The sequence below is a fragment of the Herbaspirillum sp. YR522 genome, from assembly GCF_000282575.1.
GTDB lineage: Bacteria > Pseudomonadota > Gammaproteobacteria > Burkholderiales > Burkholderiaceae_D > Herbaspirillum.
The window spans coordinates 27,507-45,141 of record NZ_AKJA01000153.1 but is presented as its reverse complement, the minus strand read 5'-3'; the positions used below and the strand labels follow the sequence as shown (position 1 = coordinate 45,141).

Annotated in this window: 18 protein-coding genes; 9 read left to right on the top strand and 9 right to left on the bottom strand. The window is 65.5% G+C overall.

What is annotated here, in order from left to right; genetic code table 11:
- Window positions 1–30 precede the first annotated feature (30 nt).
- Entirely contained in the window at window positions 31–564 is a 534-nt protein-coding gene (locus PMI40_RS21200; protein ID WP_008119710.1) for an EF-hand domain-containing protein, read from the top strand.
- 4 nt (window positions 565–568) lie between these two features.
- On the opposite strand, the gene PMI40_RS21195 is transcribed toward PMI40_RS21200, so the two are convergent.
- Both PMI40_RS21195 and PMI40_RS21190 read right to left on the bottom strand, forming a co-directional pair.
- A complete protein-coding gene (locus tag PMI40_RS21195; protein WP_008119707.1) occupies window positions 569–1,156 on the bottom strand; it encodes a flavin reductase family protein in 588 nt (195 codons plus the stop codon).
- Window positions 1,157–1,228: 72 nt separating this feature from the next.
- On the bottom strand, window positions 1,229–1,597 hold the full coding sequence (locus PMI40_RS21190; protein ID WP_008119704.1) for a cupin domain-containing protein: 369 nt from the start codon (window positions 1,595–1,597) through the stop codon (window positions 1,229–1,231).
- A gap of 146 nt (window positions 1,598–1,743) precedes the next feature.
- Here PMI40_RS21190 and PMI40_RS21185 point away from each other — a divergent pair, with 146 nt between their 5' ends.
- The gene (locus tag PMI40_RS21185) at window positions 1,744–3,864 is read left to right on the top strand and encodes a hypothetical protein (protein WP_008119702.1); all 2,121 of its coding nucleotides are present in this window, start codon (window positions 1,744–1,746) and stop codon (window positions 3,862–3,864) included.
- Between the two features lie 100 nt (window positions 3,865–3,964).
- Here PMI40_RS21185 and PMI40_RS21180 read toward each other — a convergent pair whose 3' ends face one another.
- On the bottom strand, window positions 3,965–4,888 hold the full coding sequence (locus PMI40_RS21180) for a dihydrodipicolinate synthase family protein (RefSeq protein WP_008119698.1): 924 nt from the start codon (window positions 4,886–4,888) through the stop codon (window positions 3,965–3,967).
- Window positions 4,889–5,042: 154 nt separating this feature from the next.
- Between PMI40_RS21180 and PMI40_RS21175 the strand changes: the two genes are divergently transcribed.
- Window positions 5,043–6,008 (top strand): LysR family transcriptional regulator, encoded by a 966-nt coding sequence (locus tag PMI40_RS21175; protein WP_008119695.1) that lies wholly within the window; start codon window positions 5,043–5,045, stop codon window positions 6,006–6,008.
- Window positions 6,009–6,062: 54 nt separating this feature from the next.
- On the opposite strand, the gene PMI40_RS21170 is transcribed toward PMI40_RS21175, so the two are convergent.
- On the bottom strand, window positions 6,063–6,986 hold the full coding sequence (locus PMI40_RS21170) for a LysR substrate-binding domain-containing protein (RefSeq protein WP_008119694.1): 924 nt from the start codon (window positions 6,984–6,986) through the stop codon (window positions 6,063–6,065).
- Between the two features lie 305 nt (window positions 6,987–7,291).
- On the opposite strand from PMI40_RS21170, the gene PMI40_RS21165 reads away from it, so the two are divergent.
- The 4 genes from PMI40_RS21165 to PMI40_RS21150 all read left to right on the top strand — a co-directional run bounded on the left by PMI40_RS21165 (window position 7,292) and on the right by PMI40_RS21150 (window position 11,916).
- Entirely contained in the window at window positions 7,292–8,707 is a 1,416-nt protein-coding gene (locus tag PMI40_RS21165) for a M20 family metallopeptidase (RefSeq protein WP_008119692.1), read from the top strand.
- 20 nt (window positions 8,708–8,727) lie between these two features.
- Entirely contained in the window at window positions 8,728–10,029 is a 1,302-nt protein-coding gene (locus PMI40_RS21160; RefSeq protein WP_008119689.1) for an MFS transporter, read from the top strand.
- 80 nt (window positions 10,030–10,109) lie between these two features.
- Entirely contained in the window at window positions 10,110–11,300 is a 1,191-nt protein-coding gene (locus PMI40_RS21155; protein WP_008119688.1) for an amino acid aminotransferase, read from the top strand.
- Window positions 11,301–11,325: 25 nt separating this feature from the next.
- A complete protein-coding gene (locus PMI40_RS21150; RefSeq protein ID WP_051001865.1) occupies window positions 11,326–11,916 on the top strand; it encodes a YitT family protein in 591 nt (196 codons plus the stop codon).
- A gap of 31 nt (window positions 11,917–11,947) precedes the next feature.
- Here the strand turns inward: PMI40_RS21150 and PMI40_RS21145 are convergent, their stop codons facing one another.
- The 4 genes from PMI40_RS21145 to PMI40_RS21130 form a co-directional block, all read right to left on the bottom strand.
- Window positions 11,948–12,844, bottom strand: coding sequence for an NAD(P)/FAD-dependent oxidoreductase (locus PMI40_RS21145; RefSeq protein ID WP_008119684.1), 897 nt, complete (start codon window positions 12,842–12,844; stop codon window positions 11,948–11,950).
- Window positions 12,845–12,944: 100 nt separating this feature from the next.
- Window positions 12,945–13,388: an Rrf2 family transcriptional regulator gene (locus PMI40_RS21140; RefSeq protein ID WP_008119682.1), complete on the bottom strand. Its 444-nt coding sequence runs from the start codon at window positions 13,386–13,388 to the stop codon at window positions 12,945–12,947.
- A 121-nt stretch (window positions 13,389–13,509) separates the two neighbouring features.
- Window positions 13,510–14,100 (bottom strand): YigZ family protein, encoded by a 591-nt coding sequence (locus PMI40_RS21135; protein ID WP_008119680.1) that lies wholly within the window; start codon window positions 14,098–14,100, stop codon window positions 13,510–13,512.
- A 4-nt stretch (window positions 14,101–14,104) separates the two neighbouring features.
- Window positions 14,105–14,986: a hypothetical protein gene (locus PMI40_RS21130; RefSeq protein WP_008119678.1), complete on the bottom strand. Its 882-nt coding sequence runs from the start codon at window positions 14,984–14,986 to the stop codon at window positions 14,105–14,107.
- Between the two features lie 148 nt (window positions 14,987–15,134).
- On the opposite strand from PMI40_RS21130, the gene PMI40_RS21125 reads away from it, so the two are divergent.
- Complete coding sequence (locus PMI40_RS21125) at window positions 15,135–16,076, top strand: patatin-like phospholipase family protein (protein WP_008119677.1); 942 nt, start codon at window positions 15,135–15,137, stop codon at window positions 16,074–16,076.
- A 192-nt stretch (window positions 16,077–16,268) separates the two neighbouring features.
- Here the strand turns inward: PMI40_RS21125 and PMI40_RS21120 are convergent, their stop codons facing one another.
- On the bottom strand, window positions 16,269–16,871 hold the full coding sequence (locus PMI40_RS21120; protein ID WP_008119675.1) for a C40 family peptidase: 603 nt from the start codon (window positions 16,869–16,871) through the stop codon (window positions 16,269–16,271).
- Between the two features lie 321 nt (window positions 16,872–17,192).
- On the opposite strand from PMI40_RS21120, the gene PMI40_RS21115 reads away from it, so the two are divergent.
- Window positions 17,193–17,600: a heme-binding protein gene (locus tag PMI40_RS21115; RefSeq protein ID WP_008119673.1), complete on the top strand. Its 408-nt coding sequence runs from the start codon at window positions 17,193–17,195 to the stop codon at window positions 17,598–17,600.
- Window positions 17,601–17,635: the final 35 nt, after the last annotated feature.

Here is a 17,635-nt window from a genome sequence, read left to right as displayed (position 1 = left end):
TCAACCCACCTTCATCAACGAGGATTGCACATGAAACACCAAGCATTGATTCTTTCCGTGGCGCTGGGCGCGGCAGCACTGGCCGGTTGCACCACGCCGGCCGCGCCGGTGGCGTCGCTGCCGGGCACCGCTCCTGCCGGTACCCCGGCCCAGCCGGCCGGCGGTCATGGCCGCGAAGCGTTCATGGGGAGCTACGACATCAATCGCGACGGCGTGGTCACGCGCGCCGAATATGAAAGCGTGCGCCTGCAGCGCTACAACGCGGCCGATACCAATGGCGATGGCAAGCTGAGCGAGGCCGAGTACGTGGCCGAGTTCGAGGGACGGCTCAAGCAGCAGTATGCGCAACAGAAGCGCGAGCCCGATGCCGACTACCAGCGCTCGATGCGCCAGGCCCACGTGCGCTTCGGCATCCTGGACCGCAACCATGACGGCTTCATCTCGCTGGACGAGGAAAAGGCCATCATGGAACGGACCTTCGTCGGCCAGGACACCAATGGCGATGGCCAGGTCGATGCCCGCGATCCGCTGCCCAGGCGTGACGTGAACGCAAGCGCCAACTGATGCCTCATCCGCGCCCGGGCAGCTCGCGCGCCTGGGTCTGGTCGCTGGCGATGACGAACTTGCCGGCGCCCAGGTGATGCAGGGTATGCAGCGCCCGGTTGCCGGGCGTGAAGTTCCAGTGGCCGTCGCTGAAGATACGGGTATCGGCGGCGGCCGCGACCACTTCGCCGAAGAAGGTGTCGTAGGCGTCTTCGCTGTGCGGCTCGGGGATCCAGCGACATTCCAGCCACGCCGAACAGCCCCGTTCCAGCACCGGCATGCCCAGCTCCGGGCCGATGCCGGCCTCGATGCCGTAGCGCGCGAACTTGTCCCCGTCACGGCCGCTGCAACTGCCGACCGTGTAGGTCAGGTCGATCAGCTCGGCGCCTGGCACGCAGATGGCAAAGGCGCCTGAGGCGGTAATCAACTCGCGGGTATAGGTGCTCTTGTCGATCACCACCGCAATGCGTGGCGGGCCGAACTCGACCGGCATCGACCAGGCCGCCGCCATGATGTTGCGGCGACCGTCGTGGGCGGCGCTGACCAGCACGGTGGGGCCGTGGTTGACCAGGCGGCTGGCGTGATTCAGTGCGACGGGGGCAAAGTGGCTCATCGAGGGCTCCAGGCAAAGGGGATTGCCAGCGAGGATGCCACAGAATCGGTGAGCCGGCCGGGCAGGGCGGACTCAGCCGGCGCGCTCGATGATGACGTAGTGCTTGCGCATCGGCTCGACCACCTCGAAGACGCCCTTGAAGCCGGCCGGGATCACCATGGCGTCGCCCGGGCCCGCTTCGGCCGCGTGGCCCTGCTCGTCGATGATGCGGCAGCGGCCTTCCAGGACATGGAAGTATTCATCCTTGGTCGGCGCGAAGGCGATGCGCCAACTGCCTTTTTCGCAGGCCCAGATACCGGCGTTGACATCGCCGCCGGCGCTGGTGAAGTGATTCCAGGTGGTGCGCTGGGGGTTGCCTTCCAGGCGGCGCTCGGGCAGCGGGTAGTCGATTTCGGGAGCAGGCGATTGCAGGCGGAATTCGGTAATGGCGGGCAGGGGCATGGCGTGGCGCAAGGGCGAGGTTGGTATGGCGGCAGTTTACCAGCAGCGGCCATCGCGTTGCAGGCAGTGCTGCGATGCTCGGCAGATGGAACTGCCCAGGGCTTGCCGGCCACTCACCGGTCACTCCCCCTTACTTCCATTACCTCATGGCCGTCGTCAGCTCAACCGTATCGTTGTCCGCTGCATTGGTCGCCGACCAGATCGCCCATTCGGCGGGGTCGCAGCAGCATGCTCCCGTGCCGCCATCGCGCGAGTCGTTGCCCGGCGCCTTGCCCGCCGTTGCCGAAAGTACCAGCAAGGGCAAGCTCATGGCATCCAGGCTGCACCAGGAAATACAGGTCACCCGGCACGATGTCGCCCGCTCCGCGGAGGAACGGCAATTCCTCGCCGCGCTGCGCGGCTATCAGGGCACGGCAGCGAACTTCAGTACGACGACTGCGCAAAGGCAAGCCGCTTTCAAGCATTTGCTGCTGGCGACGCGCCAGTATCGGCAAAGCCTGCCTGCCGAACCGGGTCCGCAGCGCACCGATGACCAGGCCCGGTCCCCTGCGGCCGGGGCGGGTGCCGCGGCGGTCATCGGCCCATCCACGCAGGCGCCATCGAGCGTCGAGGACGATATGCGCACGCGCATTCATCGCTACGTCGCCGCCGGCACCGACACCAGGCATACCAGGTTGCACAGTTTGTTCGATGCGGTCGAGGCGTTCGCGGCGCAGCGCCCACCGGAGACGGCGCCATCGCGTCGGGCCTCGGTCGCCTCGACGCTGCCGGCAGCCAGCGGTCCGCCGACGGTGTTCGAGCCGCTGGCGAGAATGGAACTGGTCGAGGCCTTGCTGCCGGTGACCAACGCTGGTTACGACCTGCTGCCGCCAGGAGGCCCCAGCAAGCAGGAACGAATCCAGCACCTGCAAGCACAACTCAATGCGTTGCCCCCGCAGTGGCGCGTGGAGCGCGAGTTTGCCCTGCAACAGCTGGCCCAATGCTATGGGCAACTGGCGCCGCACGAGCGCACGGCCGTGCTGGAGCTGGCGACCGACCTGGTCGTCGGCGATAGCGCCATGGCGCCCACCATGGCGCGCCAGGCCTACGACGCCGATCGGCATGAGGATGTGGTGAAGCATAGCGTGCGCATTGCAGCATTGACTACCATGCTGGCCCATGCCGACGATTCCGACCAGGCACGCGCATTGTTGACCATTGCATTCGGTTCGTGGGCCAACCTGGCCCACCATACCCCGGCGGAGGACAATGCCCGGCTGATGGATGCCTTGCTGACGGCAGCCCAAAAATGCCACTTGGACGCGGCACGGGAATCGCTGCCGATCGACATGATCATGGTCGCCAGCGATTTCCTGGCCAACAATACGCTGTCGCCCGGCATCGAGGCGAGCTTGACGGTGAAGTTGCTGGACCTGATGGCGGGTCATGCCGCGGCCTGGCAGCAGCACGGCTATCCGGGCTACGACATGATGGATGAAAAGCTGGAACGCATGTTCGACGCCATCGACCGGCAGTGGATGCCGGTCGACCCCGGCCAGTTCCGGCATCCCAGTGCTGCATTCAAGGCCAGCCAATTGCCGCTGGGCGTGATCCTGGCCAAGCTGCAGCAGCACCGGCCGCAGTTATCCGGCATGCATGTGGTGATGAACCGGGTGCGGCCGGATGGCGCGGTGGAGACGACCGCCGGCGTGCCGTTCGTCGAACGCTTCACCCAAGGCATGAAGATATTGGCAAAGCCGGCGCTGCTGGCGCAACAGGCGCAACAGGCCGAAGCCATTGCAGGCCGCATTGGCGGGCGCGTAGCGCAGCAGCAACCGGGCGAGCGCACCACGGCGGTGCTCGATGCCCACTACCAGGCACAACGTGGGCGCGATGTCCAGATCCTGGCCCAAGCCATGCAAAAGGATGCCGGGCCATTCGAGGCGCAACGCCAGAAGGTGGAGCAATTCGAGCAACTGCTGTCGAAGGCCATGGTCGCTGTCGACTTCGGCGATACCGACGCCGAAGCGACGGCGCGCACCGAATCCCAGAGCGCGCAGGCAATGGCGGCGCTGCTGGCCTATCCGGAGATCAAGTCCAAGATGGATATCTATGGGCCATTGATGATCAGCCAGGCCACACCCAAGCAGCAGTTGGCCATGGTGCTGTCGCTGCATCCCGAATTGCGGTCGATCGAACGCGACAAATTGACGCGGTTGCGCGATGCCACGCTGGAGGCGTCAGGGGTCGAGCCGTTGCCGGGCTACAGCCTGGCGGCAAGACCGTGATCGGCCACCCGGGACTGGACACCGGCCAACGTGGACGATCAGCGCCGGCGATACCCCGGGCCGCGACCCGAGCAGCGGCGGCGCCCCTGTCACTGCCCGCTTACTTGCCCCAGCTCAGCACCAGTGGGTCCAGCCGGCGCGCCACGCGCATCAGGCCTTCGCGCACCTTGGGATGCATCTGCGGTTGCGGGTGGCGCAGCGTGTCGTGCTTGATCACGCCGCCTTCCTGCATCAGGGTCTTGCAGGCAGCCAGGCCGCACTGGCGGTTTTCGTAGTTGATCAACGGCAGCCATTGCATGTACAGCTCGGCGGCCTTTTCGGTGTCGCCGGCAAAGTAGGCGTCGGTGATCTTGCGGATGCCGTCGGGATAGCCGCCGCCCGTCATGGCGCCGGTGGCGCCGGCGTCCAGGTCGGGGATCAGGGTGATCGCTTCTTCGCCATCCCACGGCCCCACCACGGCGTCGCCGCCCAGTTCGATCAGCTCGCGCAGCTTGGAGGCTGCGCCCGCGGTTTCGATCTTGAAGTAGGAGACATTGGCGATCTCCTTGGCCATGCGCGCCAGGAACGGCGCCGACAGGGGCGTGCCGGCCACGGGGGCATCCTGGATCATGATCGGGATGTCGATCGCGTCGGAGACCCGACCGAAGAATTCATAGGTCTGCTTTTCGGACACGCGGAAGGTGGCGCCGTGGTAAGGCGGCATGACCATCACCATCGCAGCACCCGCATCCTGCGCCGCGCGGCTGCGCTCGGCGCAGATCTGGCTGCCGTAATGGGTGGTGGTGACGATCACCGGCACGCGGCCGGCCACGTGCTTGAGCACCGTGTCCTGCACCAGGGTGCGCTCTTCATCGGACAGCACGAATTGCTCGGAGAAGTTGGCCAGGATACACAGGCCGTTGGAGCCGGCATCGATCATGAAGTCGATGGCGCGCTTCTGGCCGTCCAGGTCGAGCTTGCCCTGGTCGTCGAAAATGGTCGGTGCGACGGGGAAAACGCCGCGATAGATCGGGGTGGTGCGCATGGACTTGGTCTCCGGTTGTCGGCCGCTTGCTGGCCTTATGGGTCAACGCCGCGCCAGTCGGTGGCGAGGCAGGCTGGCGACGAATATACGTGCCCCCGGCGAGGCTGTATAGTGAAGACTTTCCATCACGTGATCGCTTTTGCGACTCATCACCATGCGCCCTCGACCCGCCCCCGGCACCTCGCCCGACAGCCAGCGCCTGGCTGGCCTGCTGGCCCGCCTGCGCATGAAGCAGCTGCAGTTGCTCATCGCGCTCGACGAGCATCATTCGCTGCACCGCGCGGCCAGCGCCATGGCCATGACGCAGTCGGCCGCCAGCAAGTCGCTGGCCGAGCTGGAGTCGCTGCTCGATGCCACGCTGTTCGAGCGCACCAAGGCCGGGCTGGTGCCCAACCAGTTCGGCCATTGCGTCATCCGTCACGCGCGCCTGATGGCCACCGATCTCGGGGCCTTGTGCGAGGAACTGGTGCAGATCCGTTCGGGGCGTGGCGGGCGGCTGGCGATCGGGGCCGTGATGGGGGCGGTGCCGGACCTGGTGGTGCCGGCCGTCAACGCCTTGCACAAGACGCATCCCGAGCTGTCGGTCGATATCGTCGAAGACACCAGTGTGCACCTGCTGGGTTTGCTCGACGATGGCCAACTCGATCTGCTGCTGGGGCGCGCCAGCGTGTCCGACAACCCCGCCAAATACCATTATCAGCCGCTGTCGGACGAGCCCTTGTCGGTGGTGGTGTCGAGCGACCATCCGCGCCTGCGCAGCAAGGCCGTCAGCCTGGCCGACCTGAACGGCTATCGGTGGGTCACCTATCCCAGCCAGATGCCATTGCGCGCGGTACTGGAACGCGAACTCGACCTGGCCGGGGTGGAGCTGCCACGCAATGCGATCTCGACCGCATCGACCTTCGTCAGCGTGGCGATCCTGCGCCAGGCCACCGATACGGTGGCGATCCTGCCCACCAGCGTGGCGCGCATGTTCGTCGACAGTGGCGTGCTGCGCATCCTGCCGGTGACGCTCAAGTCGGTGTCGCAGACCATCGGCGTGGTCACGCGCCGTGGCGGCGAGCTGTCGCCGGCCGCGCGGTCCTTCGTGGCATTGCTGCAGCGCTTGCCCGGGTCTTGAGGCAGGCCTGGTGCGGCCAGGGAGGCTGCCGATACGGCGCAGTGGCGTCGGCGACTAGGCCGAATGCAGGTCTTGCTGCACCTCGACCTGGCGCATCGCGGCAATCAGGAAGTCGCTGAAGGCGGCCACCGCAGGCGGCAATTTGCGCGCCGCCATGGTCTGTACTTGCAGCGTGCGCTGGTGCAGCTCCGACTCGGCCATCGGGACCAGCGCCATGCCGTCTTCGGCCGCGCGGCCATGGGCCGTGAGAAAGCCGCCCAATGCCACCGCCTGCTGCGATTGTTGCGTGAAGCGGTAGACCGCACCCAGCGAATGACTGGTGAAGGCCGGTGCAAACAACAGGCCGCGCATGCCGCAGGCAATGTCGAACAGCTGGCGCACCGTCGAGCTTTCCTCGGGCAATGCCAGCGGGTAGGGTTGCAGGTCGCCCAGCGACAGCAACCTGCGCTGCGCCAGCGGGTGGTCGCGCCGCATCAGCGCGAAGATCGGTGCTGCTTCACGGTACGACACCGACAGCCCCTCGACCGGCGCCAGGCTGTAGGTGATCGAGATGTCGGCTTCGCCGTCGGCCAGCATGCGCGAGGCGTGGTTGGCACCGACCACATTGAGCTTGAACTGCATGCCCGGATATTGCTGGCGAAACTGCGCCATCACATTGGGCAGCAGGTCCCAGGCGAAACCTTCGGAGCTGGCCACCGTGACCAGCGTCTGGCCGACGGCGTTGATGCCCTTGACCTCGGCCAGCACCTGTTCGAGCTCCAGCAGGTTGCGCCGCGCATACGACATCAGCACCTCGCCGGCCTGGGTCAGCACCATGCCGCGGGCACGACGCTCGAACAACGGCACCCCGGTCTCTTCTTCCAGCTTGGCAATCTGCCGGCTCACGGCCGACACCGCCACGTGCAGCCGCTCGGCCGCCGCCGTGAGCGAGCCGGTGCGGCCGACCTGGTAGAAATAGCGCAGCACGGTACTTTGCATGGAATATCCGATCTTTCTGATTTAAACAAGCCAGCCAAATTATTAGCGCAAAGCTGTCACGGTCTCAAACTGGTGCAGCGCTGCTTCCATGGCAATAAAAGGCAGCCTGTTGGCCGACGGTGCACGTTTTGTGTGAGAAAAGCCGGTCGCGGACACGATAATTTAATTTATCAAAAAGAGAAAGATAAGTTTTAAAAATTGACATTGTTAGAACTGTCGACGACTTCTAGAATGCACTTCACCTGGCGCGGCGAGGGCGACTCGACCCGCTCCGCATCCCACCGTAACGAGCAATGGAGTTCGACATGACACGCAGCAAGGCCATTGACCTGGCCACCGATTATTTCGATTCGGGGCATTTCCGGGATGACCTGCAACGGCGGGTGGCGATGCCGACCGAAAGCCAGAACCCCGAGCGAGGCGCCGAACTGAAGCGCTATCTCGAAGACGAGATCGGGGGCAGCCTGGCGGCCATGGGCTTCGACTTCGAGCTGGTACCCAACCGCCGCGACCAGGCACCGCCCTTGTTGCTGGCGCGCCGGATCGAGGACCCGGGGGCATTGACGGTGTTGATGTACGGTCACGGCGATGTCGTCAACGGCCAGGAGGGGCGCTGGCGGCAGCAACGCTCGCCGTGGCAGCTGCAGCAGGATGGCCAGCGCTGGTATGGCCGCGGCACCGCCGACAACAAGGGGCAGCACAGCGTCAACCTGGGGGCCCTGGCGGCGGTGCTGCAGGCACGCAGTGGCAAGCTGGGCTACAACATCAAGATGATCTTCGAGATGAGCGAGGAAATCGGTTCGCCCGGCCTGTGGGAAGCCTGTGTCGAACACGCCCAAGCGCTGCGCGCCGACCTGTTCCTGGCCTCGGACGGTCCGCGCCTGGCGGCGTCACGGCCGACCCTGTTCCTCGGCTCGCGCGGTGCGCTGCAATTCAGGCTGGCCCTGGACCCGGGCAACGGCGCCCACCACGCCGGCAACTGGGGTGGTGTACTGCTCAATCCCGCCATCGTGCTGGCCCATGCGGTGGCGTCGCTGGTCGATGCGCAGGGCGTGATCCTGGTCGATGGCTTGCGCTCGCCCCCGGTCAGCAGCCGCGTGCGCGAGCTGGTGCGGGATTTCCCGGTCGGCGGCGACCAGGGCGACCCGGTGCTGGCGGCGGACTGGGGCGAGCCTGGCCTGTCGCCCGCCGAGCGGCTGTTTGCCTGCAATACGCTGGAACTGATCGCCTTCGAGGCTGGCAATGCGGCGCGTCCGGTAGGTGCGATCCCGGCGCAGGCGCAGGCGGTGTTCCAATTGCGCTTCGTGGTCGGCACCGATTGGGAGAACGGCCTGGCGCACCTGCGCCAGCACCTCGATGCCCACGGTTTCGAACAGGTAGGCATCGAACTGCAGGCCAGCGCGCCGGCCACCCGGCTCGACCCCGACGACGAATGGGTACGCCTGGCAGCGGCGTCGATGGAACAGACCTCGGGCAAGCCGGTGGCGATCCTGCCCAACCTGGGTGGCACCATTCCCAATCATTGCTTCTCGCAGGCACTGGGCCTGCCTACGCTGTGGATGCCGCACTCCTATCCCTCGTGCTCGCAGCACGCACCCGACGAGCATTTGCTGGGACCGGTGGCGCGTGAAGGCCTGCAACTGATGGCTGGGCTGCTGTGGGATCTGGGCGCGCAAGGCGCGCAGGTCAAGGCGCGTCGCCAGTCCTCGACTAACGTTTAGCACCGACAAGGAACCTCTCCATGAATGCAGCTTCCCCCACCACCGCAGCGGACCTGGCCGAGCCGGCGCCGCTGTCGGCGGCCAAGACCCGTCGCCTGATCGTCGCCTCGTCCATCGGCAATGCGCTGGAATGGTTCGACTTCGTCGCCTACGGGTTCTTCGCTGTCACCATTTCCAGATTGTTCTTTCCGACCGGCGACGACACGGTGTCGCTGCTGGTGACCTTCGCCACCTTCGGCCTGTCCTATCTGTTCCGTCCGCTGGGCGCGATCCTGCTGGGCTGGTACGGCGACAAGGTGGGGCGCAAGCCGGCGCTGCTGGTCTCGCTGTCGATGACGGTGGTGGGCACCCTGATCTGCACCGTCATCCCGACCTACGAGAGCATCGGCGTGCTGGCGCCCATCGGCATCCTGGTCGCGCGCATCCTGCTGGCGTTGTCGGCCGGCGGCGAATTCGGCTCGGCCACCGCCTTGCTCACCGAGACCGGCTCCAAGCGTCGCGCCTTCATGGCCAGCTGGCAGTTCTCGAGCCAGGGTGCAGCCGCCTTGCTGGCCGCGCTGGCCGGGTTCCTGCTCAATTGGCTGCTGTCGCCGCAGCAGATTGCCGACTGGGGCTGGCGCCTGCCGTTTGCCTTCGGTTTGCTGATCGCGCCGGTGGGACTGTACATCCGCCGCCATATCGATGAAGTGCCGGTGGCCCGCAAGGTCCAGGGCGGCACTGGCGACGATGCCGGCTGGGGCCTGCAGGTCGGGCGGGTGCTGGTGGCCATGGGCATCCTGTCGGTATCGACCGCCGCCACCTACCTGATGCTGTTGTACATGCCGACCTTCGCCATCAAGCAGTTGCACCTGCCGCAGTCGACCGCGTTTGCCGCCACTGCGGTGTCGGGAGCGATCCTGATGGTCGGCGCGCCCTTCATGGGCATGCTGGCGGACCGTTTCGGGCGTACCCGCATCATGGTGATCTCGACCACGCTCACGCTGGCCACCGTCTACTATTCGTTCGTGTGGGTCATCGGCACCCCCACCATGTGGGTGATGATGGCCATCATGATCTGGGCCGGCATCCTCAAGGCGGTGTATTTCGGTTCGTTGGGCGTGGTGCTGTCGTCGATCTTCCCTCCGGCCACCAGGGTACGCGGCATGGGCATCAGCTACAGCCTGGGCGCCACCATCTTCGGCGGCTTCACGCCCTTCATGGTGACCTGGCTGGTGGGCAGGACCGGCAACCCGATCACCCCCAGCTACTACCTGATGGCCTGTGCCGTGATCAGCCTGGTGTGCGTGGGCATCTATCACTTCGGCCTGAAGAAATACCTGTGATGGCACGCGCCGTGGCGCTACCATGACGGGTTGCCGGCAATGGCCGGCGTGGTCAGTATCATCGTTTGCGAGAGGTCTACATGTTTTCCCATCTTCCGCCCTATGCCGGCGACCCCATCCTGAGCCTGATGGAACACTACCAGCGCGACGAGCGCGCCGACAAGGTCAACCTGTCGATCGGCATCTATGCCGATGGCCACGGCGCGATCCCGGTGTTGTCCTCGGTGCGTGCGGCCGACCTCGAGCTGGCCGCCTCGCCGACGCCCGCCACCTACCTGCCGATGGAAGGCCACGCCGCCTATCGCCATGCAGTGGCGGCCCTGTTGTTCGGCGCCGATCTGCCGCCTGCGCAGCACCTGGCGGTAGTCCAGACGCTGGGTGGATCGGGCGCATTGAAGGTCGGTGCCGACCTGATTGCGCGCTTCTTCCCGCAGCCCACCATCTGGATTCCCGACCCGACCTGGGACAACCACATCGGTATTTTCGAAGGTGCCGGTTTCACCACCGAGCGCTATCCGTATTACGACCCGCAGACCAAGGGCCTGGCCTTCGACGCCATGCTGGCCAAGCTCGATGGCTTGCCGCGCGGCGCGGTGGTGTTGCTGCATCCGTGCTGTCACAACCCGACCGGGGTCGACCCGCTGCGCGAGCAATGGGTGCAGATCATCGACCTGCTGCAGCGTCGTGGCCTGCTGCCGTTCTTCGACCTGGCCTACCAGGGTTTTGCCGAGGGCCTGGAACAGGACGTGTGGCCGGTGCGCGAATGCGTGCGGCGCGGCATGGCCTTCTTGCTCAGCAATTCGTTCTCGAAGATATTCTCGCTGTACGGCGAGCGGGTTGGGGCCTTGTCGGTGTTTTGCCCGCAGGCGGGCCAGGCCGAGAACGTGCTCGGCCAACTGAAGCTCACCGTGCGCCGCAATTATTCCAGCCCGCCGATGCATGGCGCGCTGATCGTTGCGCGGGTATTGGGCGACGCCGCACTGCGCCTGCAATGGCAGGGCGAGCTCGAGCAGATGCGGGTGCGGGTGCGCGACATGCGCACCATGCTCGGCGCGCAGCTCGAGACGGCGGTGCCGGATCGCGACTTCTCCTTCCTGCTGCGCCAGCACGGCATGTTCGGCTACACCGGCCTGAGCGCGGCCCAGGTCGATCGCCTGCGCGACGAGTTCGGCGTCTATGCGGTGCATAGCGGACGCATCTGCGTGGCTGGCCTCAACGACAACAACGTAGCGCGCGTGGCCGAGGCCATGGCCGAGGTGCTGCGTGGCTGAGTCGGCACCCAAGCCGGTGGCCGACATGCGCCACCGGGCTTACGAGGATGCGCTGGCGCTGCTGGTCGGCACGCTGTTCGTGTCGCTCGGCGTAAACATGTACAGCCATGCCGGGCTGGTCACCGGCAGCACGGCCGGCCTGGCGTTCCTGCTGCACTATGTCTCGGGGCTGCCGTTCGGCGTGATCTTCTTCACCATCAACCTGCCGTTCTATTATTTTGCGTTGCGTCGCATGGGTACGCGCTTCACCGGCAAGACCTTTTGCGCGGTGGCGCTGGTGTCCGGTTTTTCGCTGATGCATCCGCATTTCATCGCGTACCAGAAGCTCGACCTGTTCTATTGCGCCATCCTCGGCGGGCTGCTGATGGGCACCGGTTTCGTGGTGCTGTTTCGCCACCGGGCCAGCCTGGGTGGCATCAACGTCGTGACGCTGTTCCTGCAGGATCGCTATGGCGTACGGGCCGGCAAGGTGCAGATGGGCGTGGATGTGGCGATCGTGCTGCTGGCCTTGTTGGTGGTCACGCCCAAGGTGCTGCTGGCATCGATACTGGGCGCGGTGGCCGCCAACCTGGTCATTGCGATGAACCACCGGCCCGGGCGCTACATGGGAATGTAGCCCGGGGCATGTGATGCACGAGGTGGCCGCCTCAGGCCATCATCAGCGACCTGTGCGCGCTGACGCCGGCCATCACTCCCGAGGCCGCGGCCATGGTTGCGTTATGGAATGCGGCGGCGGCGTCGCCAGCGGCGAAGACATGCGTCACCGAGGTCTGGCGCATGGCATCGGTCTGGATGAAGGGGCCCATCGGCCCTTGCTCGAAGGCGCAGCCCAGTTGCATCGCCAACGGGCTGGCCATGTGTACCCTGGGACCGACGAACAGACCACCGATGGCCACCGTGCGGCCATCGGCCAGGCGCACCGCCTCGATCTCGGGCGCGGCGCCCAGCAGTTCGACGACCGGTGTGCGCTCGATGCGCACGCCGCGCTTTTCCATCAGGCTGGCTTCCTGCTCTTGCGGTTCGAATTCGCCCTGCGTGAAATAGGTGGTCGGCCCCCAATCGGGCAGCATGATGGCCTGGTGCGCCGACAGCGGCGTGGTGGCGATCACGCCCAGCTGGCGATCGCCAAGCTCATAGCCGTGGCAGTAGGGACAGTGCACGGCGGTGCGTCCCCAGCGTTGCGCCAAACCGGGGATGGCCGGCAATTCGTCGCGCACCCCGGTAGCCAGGATCAGGCGCGCGGCCGTGAAGGCGCGAGCGTCTTCCAGCGTCACGCGCACGCCGTCGGGCATGGCCTGGGCCTGTTCGGCATGCGCCACTGCCAGTTCGAAGGTGGGGTAGGCCAGCAACTGCTCGATGGCGGTGGCCATGATCACGTGGGGCGCCACGCCGTCCTGCCCGAGAAAGCCGTGCGCGGCGGCGGCGAAGCGGTTGCGCGGCTGGCCGGCATCGATCATCAATACCTTGCGCCGGGCGCGTACCAGTTGCATGGCGGCCGAGGCACCGGCGAAACTGGCGCCGACCACGATGACATCGAATCGCATGGAATTCTCCTCTGTTGAAGTGTGTTCGAAAAAGACGGGCGCAAGGGCACCCCCGCGCCTGCGGGATGCGGCGCGACAAGCGGAAGACGATGTAGATGGCCTAGTGCTGGGTGGGGTGGCCCAACTTGAAATGGGGGCCCATCGAATGGGCCAGGTCGGCCAGCGTGACACCGGCCAGGCGCTGGTCGAGCAGTCGATTGGCTTCTTCCAGCGCATCGTCGAGCGCGCGATGCACGGCGATCTCGACCAGGCAGCCAGGCGACTCGTCGCGCGCACCGAGCGTGATGAGGCGTTCGCCCAGCGCCTGTTGCACCTGGTGCAGGCTGATCTGGTCCAGGCCGCGCGCCAATGTCCAGCCGCCGCCATGGCCCTTGGACGACGCCACGATGCCGGCATCGCGCAGGCCGGCGAAGGTGCGCCGTATGACCACCGGATTGGTGCCCACCCAGCCGGCAATCTGGTCCGAGGTCATCGGGGTGTCGGCACGTTGGCCCATGTGCAACAGGATGTGCAGGGCAATGGAAAGTCGATCGCTGCGTTTCATGTAACTTATATTATTACGTGATGGGCGCCGCGTCAAGCCAGGGTCGCACCCGTTGCGCGCCGCATTGTCTTCGTCGCGCCGAGGGCGAGCGACCGGCAGTGGGCGACCGGCATTGCACGGATCAGATGGTGCGCTTGATCGAGGCGTTCGACGCCATGCGCCGGATGGTTTCCTCGGCCTGCTCCAGGTCGGCCGCCGGCAGCCGCAGGCGCAGGTGCACCAGGGCGTCGTGATGGCTGTCGAGCAATGGGTACTTGTGCTGCGCCAGCCAGTGGCGCAATTGCGGTTCGGCGGCGTAGCCGATACCGATCTCGAGTTCGGCCTGCGCCACCCGCTCGATGCGCGGCGCCTGCTTGAGCGCGGTGGCGATGGCATCGGTGTAGGCGCGTACCAGTCCACCGGCGCCCAGCTTGATGCCACCGTAGTAGCGCACCACCATGGCCAGAGCGGCGTCGAGTTCGTGGTGGCGCAGCACTTCGAGCATCGGCCGGCCGGCGGTGCCCGAGGGCTCGCCATCATCGGACATACCCGATTGCCCGCCTGCCATCAGCGCCCAGCAAACGTGGGTGGCATTGGGATGGGCCTGGCGCATGCGATCGATCTCCTGCATCGCCGCGGCACGGTCGGTCACCGGCATGACGATGCCGATGAAGCGGCTCTTGCGGATGTCCAGTTCGATGTCGACGCGTGCGGCCAGGGTGAAGGTTGCCATCGGCTCAGGCCGCCGTGCCCTTGATCAGGGCCAGTTCGGCCTGCAGCCCCTGGTTGTGTTGCGTCAGCTGGGCGATGCGCGCCTGCAATGCGGCCACTTCACGGCGCAGGGCGGCCGTGACTTCATTCTCGAGATGGTCGTCGATGGCGACCTGGCTGCCCGGCACGGCGACATCGCCGGCCTTGGGCGCGCGCGGGGTACGGGTGGCCGCCTTCTGGTCGCGCACTTTCTTGGCGGCTTCGCGCAATTCCTTCTTGCCGCCGGCCACGGCGGTGACTTGGGCATCGCTGGGCAGCGAGGCGACCGCGGCGGCGGCATTGATCGAAATGGCGCCGGTGCGCACCGCCTCGACCAGTTCGGGCGCCGCGGTCTTGCGGATGCGGTCGATCTGGCCGATGGTGGTGGTGCTGATGCCGGCGGCACGGGCGATGTCGTCGCGGGTCTTGATCGGCTCGCCACTGGACTCCCACGGTGGGTCGTCGCTGCTTGCGGCAGGCTCGCCGGCATCGGCATCGGCGGCGACGGCTTCGTCGCTGGCGACGGGCTTGGTCGCGGCCCGGGTGCGGGCCGCCATGATGTCGCGCTTGCGCAGCGCCAGCATGCCGCGCTGGAAGTCGGACACGCTGCGGCGGCCGAGCTGGTTGTCGATCATCCACAGCAGCACATCGTCGAGCGAGGCGAAGCTGTCGTTCTGGACGGTCTTGTAGGGCAGTTCGTACTTGCTGCAGATTTCGAACCGGTTGTGGCCGTCGACCAGTACTTCGCCCCACAGCACCAGCGCATCGCGGCAGCCTTCGGCCAGGATGCTGCGCTCCAGCGCCGCGTATTCGTTGGGGGTGAGGGGATCGATGTACTTCTGCAGTTCTTCGTTGATGACGATGTTCATTGATGTTTCAACGTGGCAAGGAGGGAGAGCGACATGCAGTCGCGAGCGGCGGAATTCTACACCAGGCGCGCTCCCCGGCTGCAGTAGAATACGGCTCCGGCGCGCGCTGCAGGCGTGCCGCTTCAACGACTATTTCCGGTATTTCTCGATGCGCAATTTGTTCCGCCTGGCGACCATCGCCACCTTCGTCATTGTGCTGGCCGGTTGCGGCACGACCGCCTGGTTGCCGGGCACGGCAGGCAGCAAGCCGGCCGTCGTGGCCAGCGCGACCCCGGCCGAAGCGAGCGCACTGGCGCCGCGCAAGGTCAGGATCGGCCTGGCCCTGGGGGGCGGTGCTGCGCGTGGCTTTGCGCATATCGGCGTGATCAAGGCGCTCCAATCGCAGGGCATCGAGGCCGATGTCGTTGCCGGCACCAGCGCCGGCAGCCTGGTGGGTGCCTTGTATGCCGCCGGCAACGATGGTTTCGCGTTGCAGAAGCTGGCCTTGCAGATGGACGAAGCCACCATCTCGGACTGGTCGGTGCCGTTCTTTGCCAAGGTAGCCGGCGTGCTCAAGGGCGAGGGCGTGCAGAACTACGTCAATCGTACGCTGGGCAACCTGACCATCGAGAAATTCAAGATCCCGTTCGGCGCAGTGGCCACCGACCTCAAGACGGGGCAGCCGATCCTGTTCCAGCGCGGCAATGCCGGCGTTGCCGTGCGGGCTTCGTCGGCGGTGCCGGGTGTGTTCCAGTCGGTCAGGATCGGTGAACACTATTATGTGGATGGGGGATTGGTGGCGCCGGTGCCGGTGCGTTTTGCGCGCCAGATGGGTGCCGACTTCGTCATTGCGGTCAATATCTCGGCCCAGCCCGAGGCACAGGCCGCCAGCAGTTCGGTCGATGTGCTGTTGCAGACCTTCGCCATCATGGGCCAGACCATCAACCAGTACGAATTGCAGAATGCCGACATCGTGCTGCAACCGGGCCTGGGCGCCATGAAGGGCAGCGACTTCGCCAGCCGCAACGTGGCGATCCTGGCTGGCGAGCAGGCCGCCATGGCCGCCATGCCGGAGATCAAGCGTAAATTGAAGCTGCTGCAGGGGAATTGAGCAGGACGGCGTCGACGACCGATCAGCCGTAGCCGTGGGCTGCGCGTGCAGCGCGCAATGTAGCAGGGCGTGCTGATTGCGGGCTGTCGAGCCCGCTCGACGGTGACGGATGAACCGGAAATTAACGTGTCGAAACGAAAATGCCGCCCGGATAGATCGGGGCGGCATGTTTTCAGTGCATCGGAGCGGTGCTTATTTGGACTCTTCTTCACCAGCGGCGATACGGCGTGCACCATTGAAGCGCTTCTTCCAGTACGATTCGTCCATGCTTTCGATGCGGACCTGGCCACCGGCCGATGGCGAATGGATGAACTTGCCATCGCCCATGTAGATACCCACGTGCGAGAAGCCGCGGCGCAGGGTGTTATAGAACACCAGGTCACCCACCTGCAGGTCCGACTTGCCGACTTTTTCGCCCACCCGGCTGATCTCGGCCGAGGTGCGGGGCAGGTCGGTGCCCAAGGCTTCCTTGAAGACATATCGCACCAGGCCGCTGCAGTCGAGGCCGGTATCGGGCGAATTGCCGCCGTAGCGATAGTTGATACCCAGCATGGCCAGGGCTTGCGTGGCCAGTTCGGAGGCGCGGTTGGTGATGTCTTGCAGGCGCGCGATCGCAAGATTGGTCTTGCTGATCTGCTGTTGGGCTTGCGGGGATTGTGCCTGGGGAGGGGGGAGATCCTGGGCCGCCAGTGACAGGTCGGCGGCAAACGCTGCACCACTGAACCACAGTCCGGCCGCGAGCACGCACGCTCGCAGGGATTGGCGTCGGAGTCGGTCGGTGCGGCGTAGAGTCATCAAGATCCTCTCATAGGCAGGATTGCGGGACTGTAAGTGAATTCTTACGTGCTGTCAAAAGCTAATTTCGTGCCAGCTTATAAGTTTGATATCGTTTGCGGGGCATGGGGCACCGATCCGGCATGTCTTCCCAGTAAGGGTTTTTCCTACGCGCGGCAAAAAAATTTTTTGGCGTGTAAATAATTTACGTCGGCTTGTGGGAATCCCGGCATCGCGCCGCGCGGGTGTGGTGCGTGAAAATCGCTCAGCAATGGGAAGATGTCAAAACGGATTTATCACCGTACAATCAGCGTTCGAATTGTTGAGCACACCGGAGTAAACATGCAAACCAAACCATTTCTGACGCTGGAAGACGTCAAGAAGATCGCCGCTGGCGCCGAAGCCGAGGCCATTGCCAACAAATGGGCCGTGGCCATCGCCATCGTCGACGATGGCGGCCACCCGCTCTGGCTGCAGCGCCTCGACGGCACCGCGCCGATCTCGTCGCATATCGCCCCGGGCAAGGCGCGCACCGCAGCGCTGGGCCGCCGAGAGACCAAGATCTATGAAGACATGATCAACAACGGCCGCTTCTCGTTCATCAGCGCACCGACCCTGGATGGCCTGCTGGAAGGCGGCGTGCCTATCGTGGTCGACGGCCATGTGGTCGGCGCGGTCGGCGTGTCGGGCGTGAAGTCGTCCGAAGACGTGCAGATCGCCAAGGCGGGCATTGCCGCGCTGGGCCTGTAATCATCGTCAGCGCCGGTCGGATTGTCCGGCCGGCA

Bases quoted from the DNA above. Each gene is read 5' to 3' on its own strand.
- PMI40_RS21190 (WP_008119704.1), bottom strand. From the start codon at position 1,597: ATGCCCCTGCCCGCCATTACCGAATTCCGCCTGCAATCGCCTGCTCCC.
- PMI40_RS21140 (WP_008119682.1), bottom strand. From the start codon at position 13,388: ATGAAACGCAGCGATCGACTTTCCATTGCCCTGCACATCCTGTTGCAC.
- PMI40_RS21150 (WP_051001865.1), top strand. From the start codon at position 11,326: ATGCGCCACCGGGCTTACGAGGATGCGCTGGCGCTGCTGGTCGGCACG.
- PMI40_RS21165 (WP_008119692.1), top strand. From the start codon at position 7,292: ATGACACGCAGCAAGGCCATTGACCTGGCCACCGATTATTTCGATTCG.
- PMI40_RS21145 (WP_008119684.1), bottom strand. From the start codon at position 12,844: ATGCGATTCGATGTCATCGTGGTCGGCGCCAGTTTCGCCGGTGCCTCG.
- PMI40_RS21115 (WP_008119673.1), top strand. From the start codon at position 17,193: ATGCAAACCAAACCATTTCTGACGCTGGAAGACGTCAAGAAGATCGCC.
- PMI40_RS21170 (WP_008119694.1), bottom strand. From the start codon at position 6,986: ATGCAAAGTACCGTGCTGCGCTATTTCTACCAGGTCGGCCGCACCGGC.
- PMI40_RS21175 (WP_008119695.1), top strand. From the start codon at position 5,043: ATGCGCCCTCGACCCGCCCCCGGCACCTCGCCCGACAGCCAGCGCCTG.
- PMI40_RS21125 (WP_008119677.1), top strand. From the start codon at position 15,135: ATGCGCAATTTGTTCCGCCTGGCGACCATCGCCACCTTCGTCATTGTG.
- PMI40_RS21185 (WP_008119702.1), top strand. From the start codon at position 1,744: ATGGCCGTCGTCAGCTCAACCGTATCGTTGTCCGCTGCATTGGTCGCC.
- PMI40_RS21155 (WP_008119688.1), top strand. From the start codon at position 10,110: ATGTTTTCCCATCTTCCGCCCTATGCCGGCGACCCCATCCTGAGCCTG.
- PMI40_RS21135 (WP_008119680.1), bottom strand. From the start codon at position 14,100: ATGGCAACCTTCACCCTGGCCGCACGCGTCGACATCGAACTGGACATC.
- PMI40_RS21180 (WP_008119698.1), bottom strand. From the start codon at position 4,888: ATGCGCACCACCCCGATCTATCGCGGCGTTTTCCCCGTCGCACCGACC.
- PMI40_RS21160 (WP_008119689.1), top strand. From the start codon at position 8,728: ATGAATGCAGCTTCCCCCACCACCGCAGCGGACCTGGCCGAGCCGGCG.
- PMI40_RS21200 (WP_008119710.1), top strand. From the start codon at position 31: ATGAAACACCAAGCATTGATTCTTTCCGTGGCGCTGGGCGCGGCAGCA.
- PMI40_RS21130 (WP_008119678.1), bottom strand. From the start codon at position 14,986: ATGAACATCGTCATCAACGAAGAACTGCAGAAGTACATCGATCCCCTC.
- PMI40_RS21120 (WP_008119675.1), bottom strand. From the start codon at position 16,871: ATGACTCTACGCCGCACCGACCGACTCCGACGCCAATCCCTGCGAGCG.
- PMI40_RS21195 (WP_008119707.1), bottom strand. From the start codon at position 1,156: ATGAGCCACTTTGCCCCCGTCGCACTGAATCACGCCAGCCGCCTGGTC.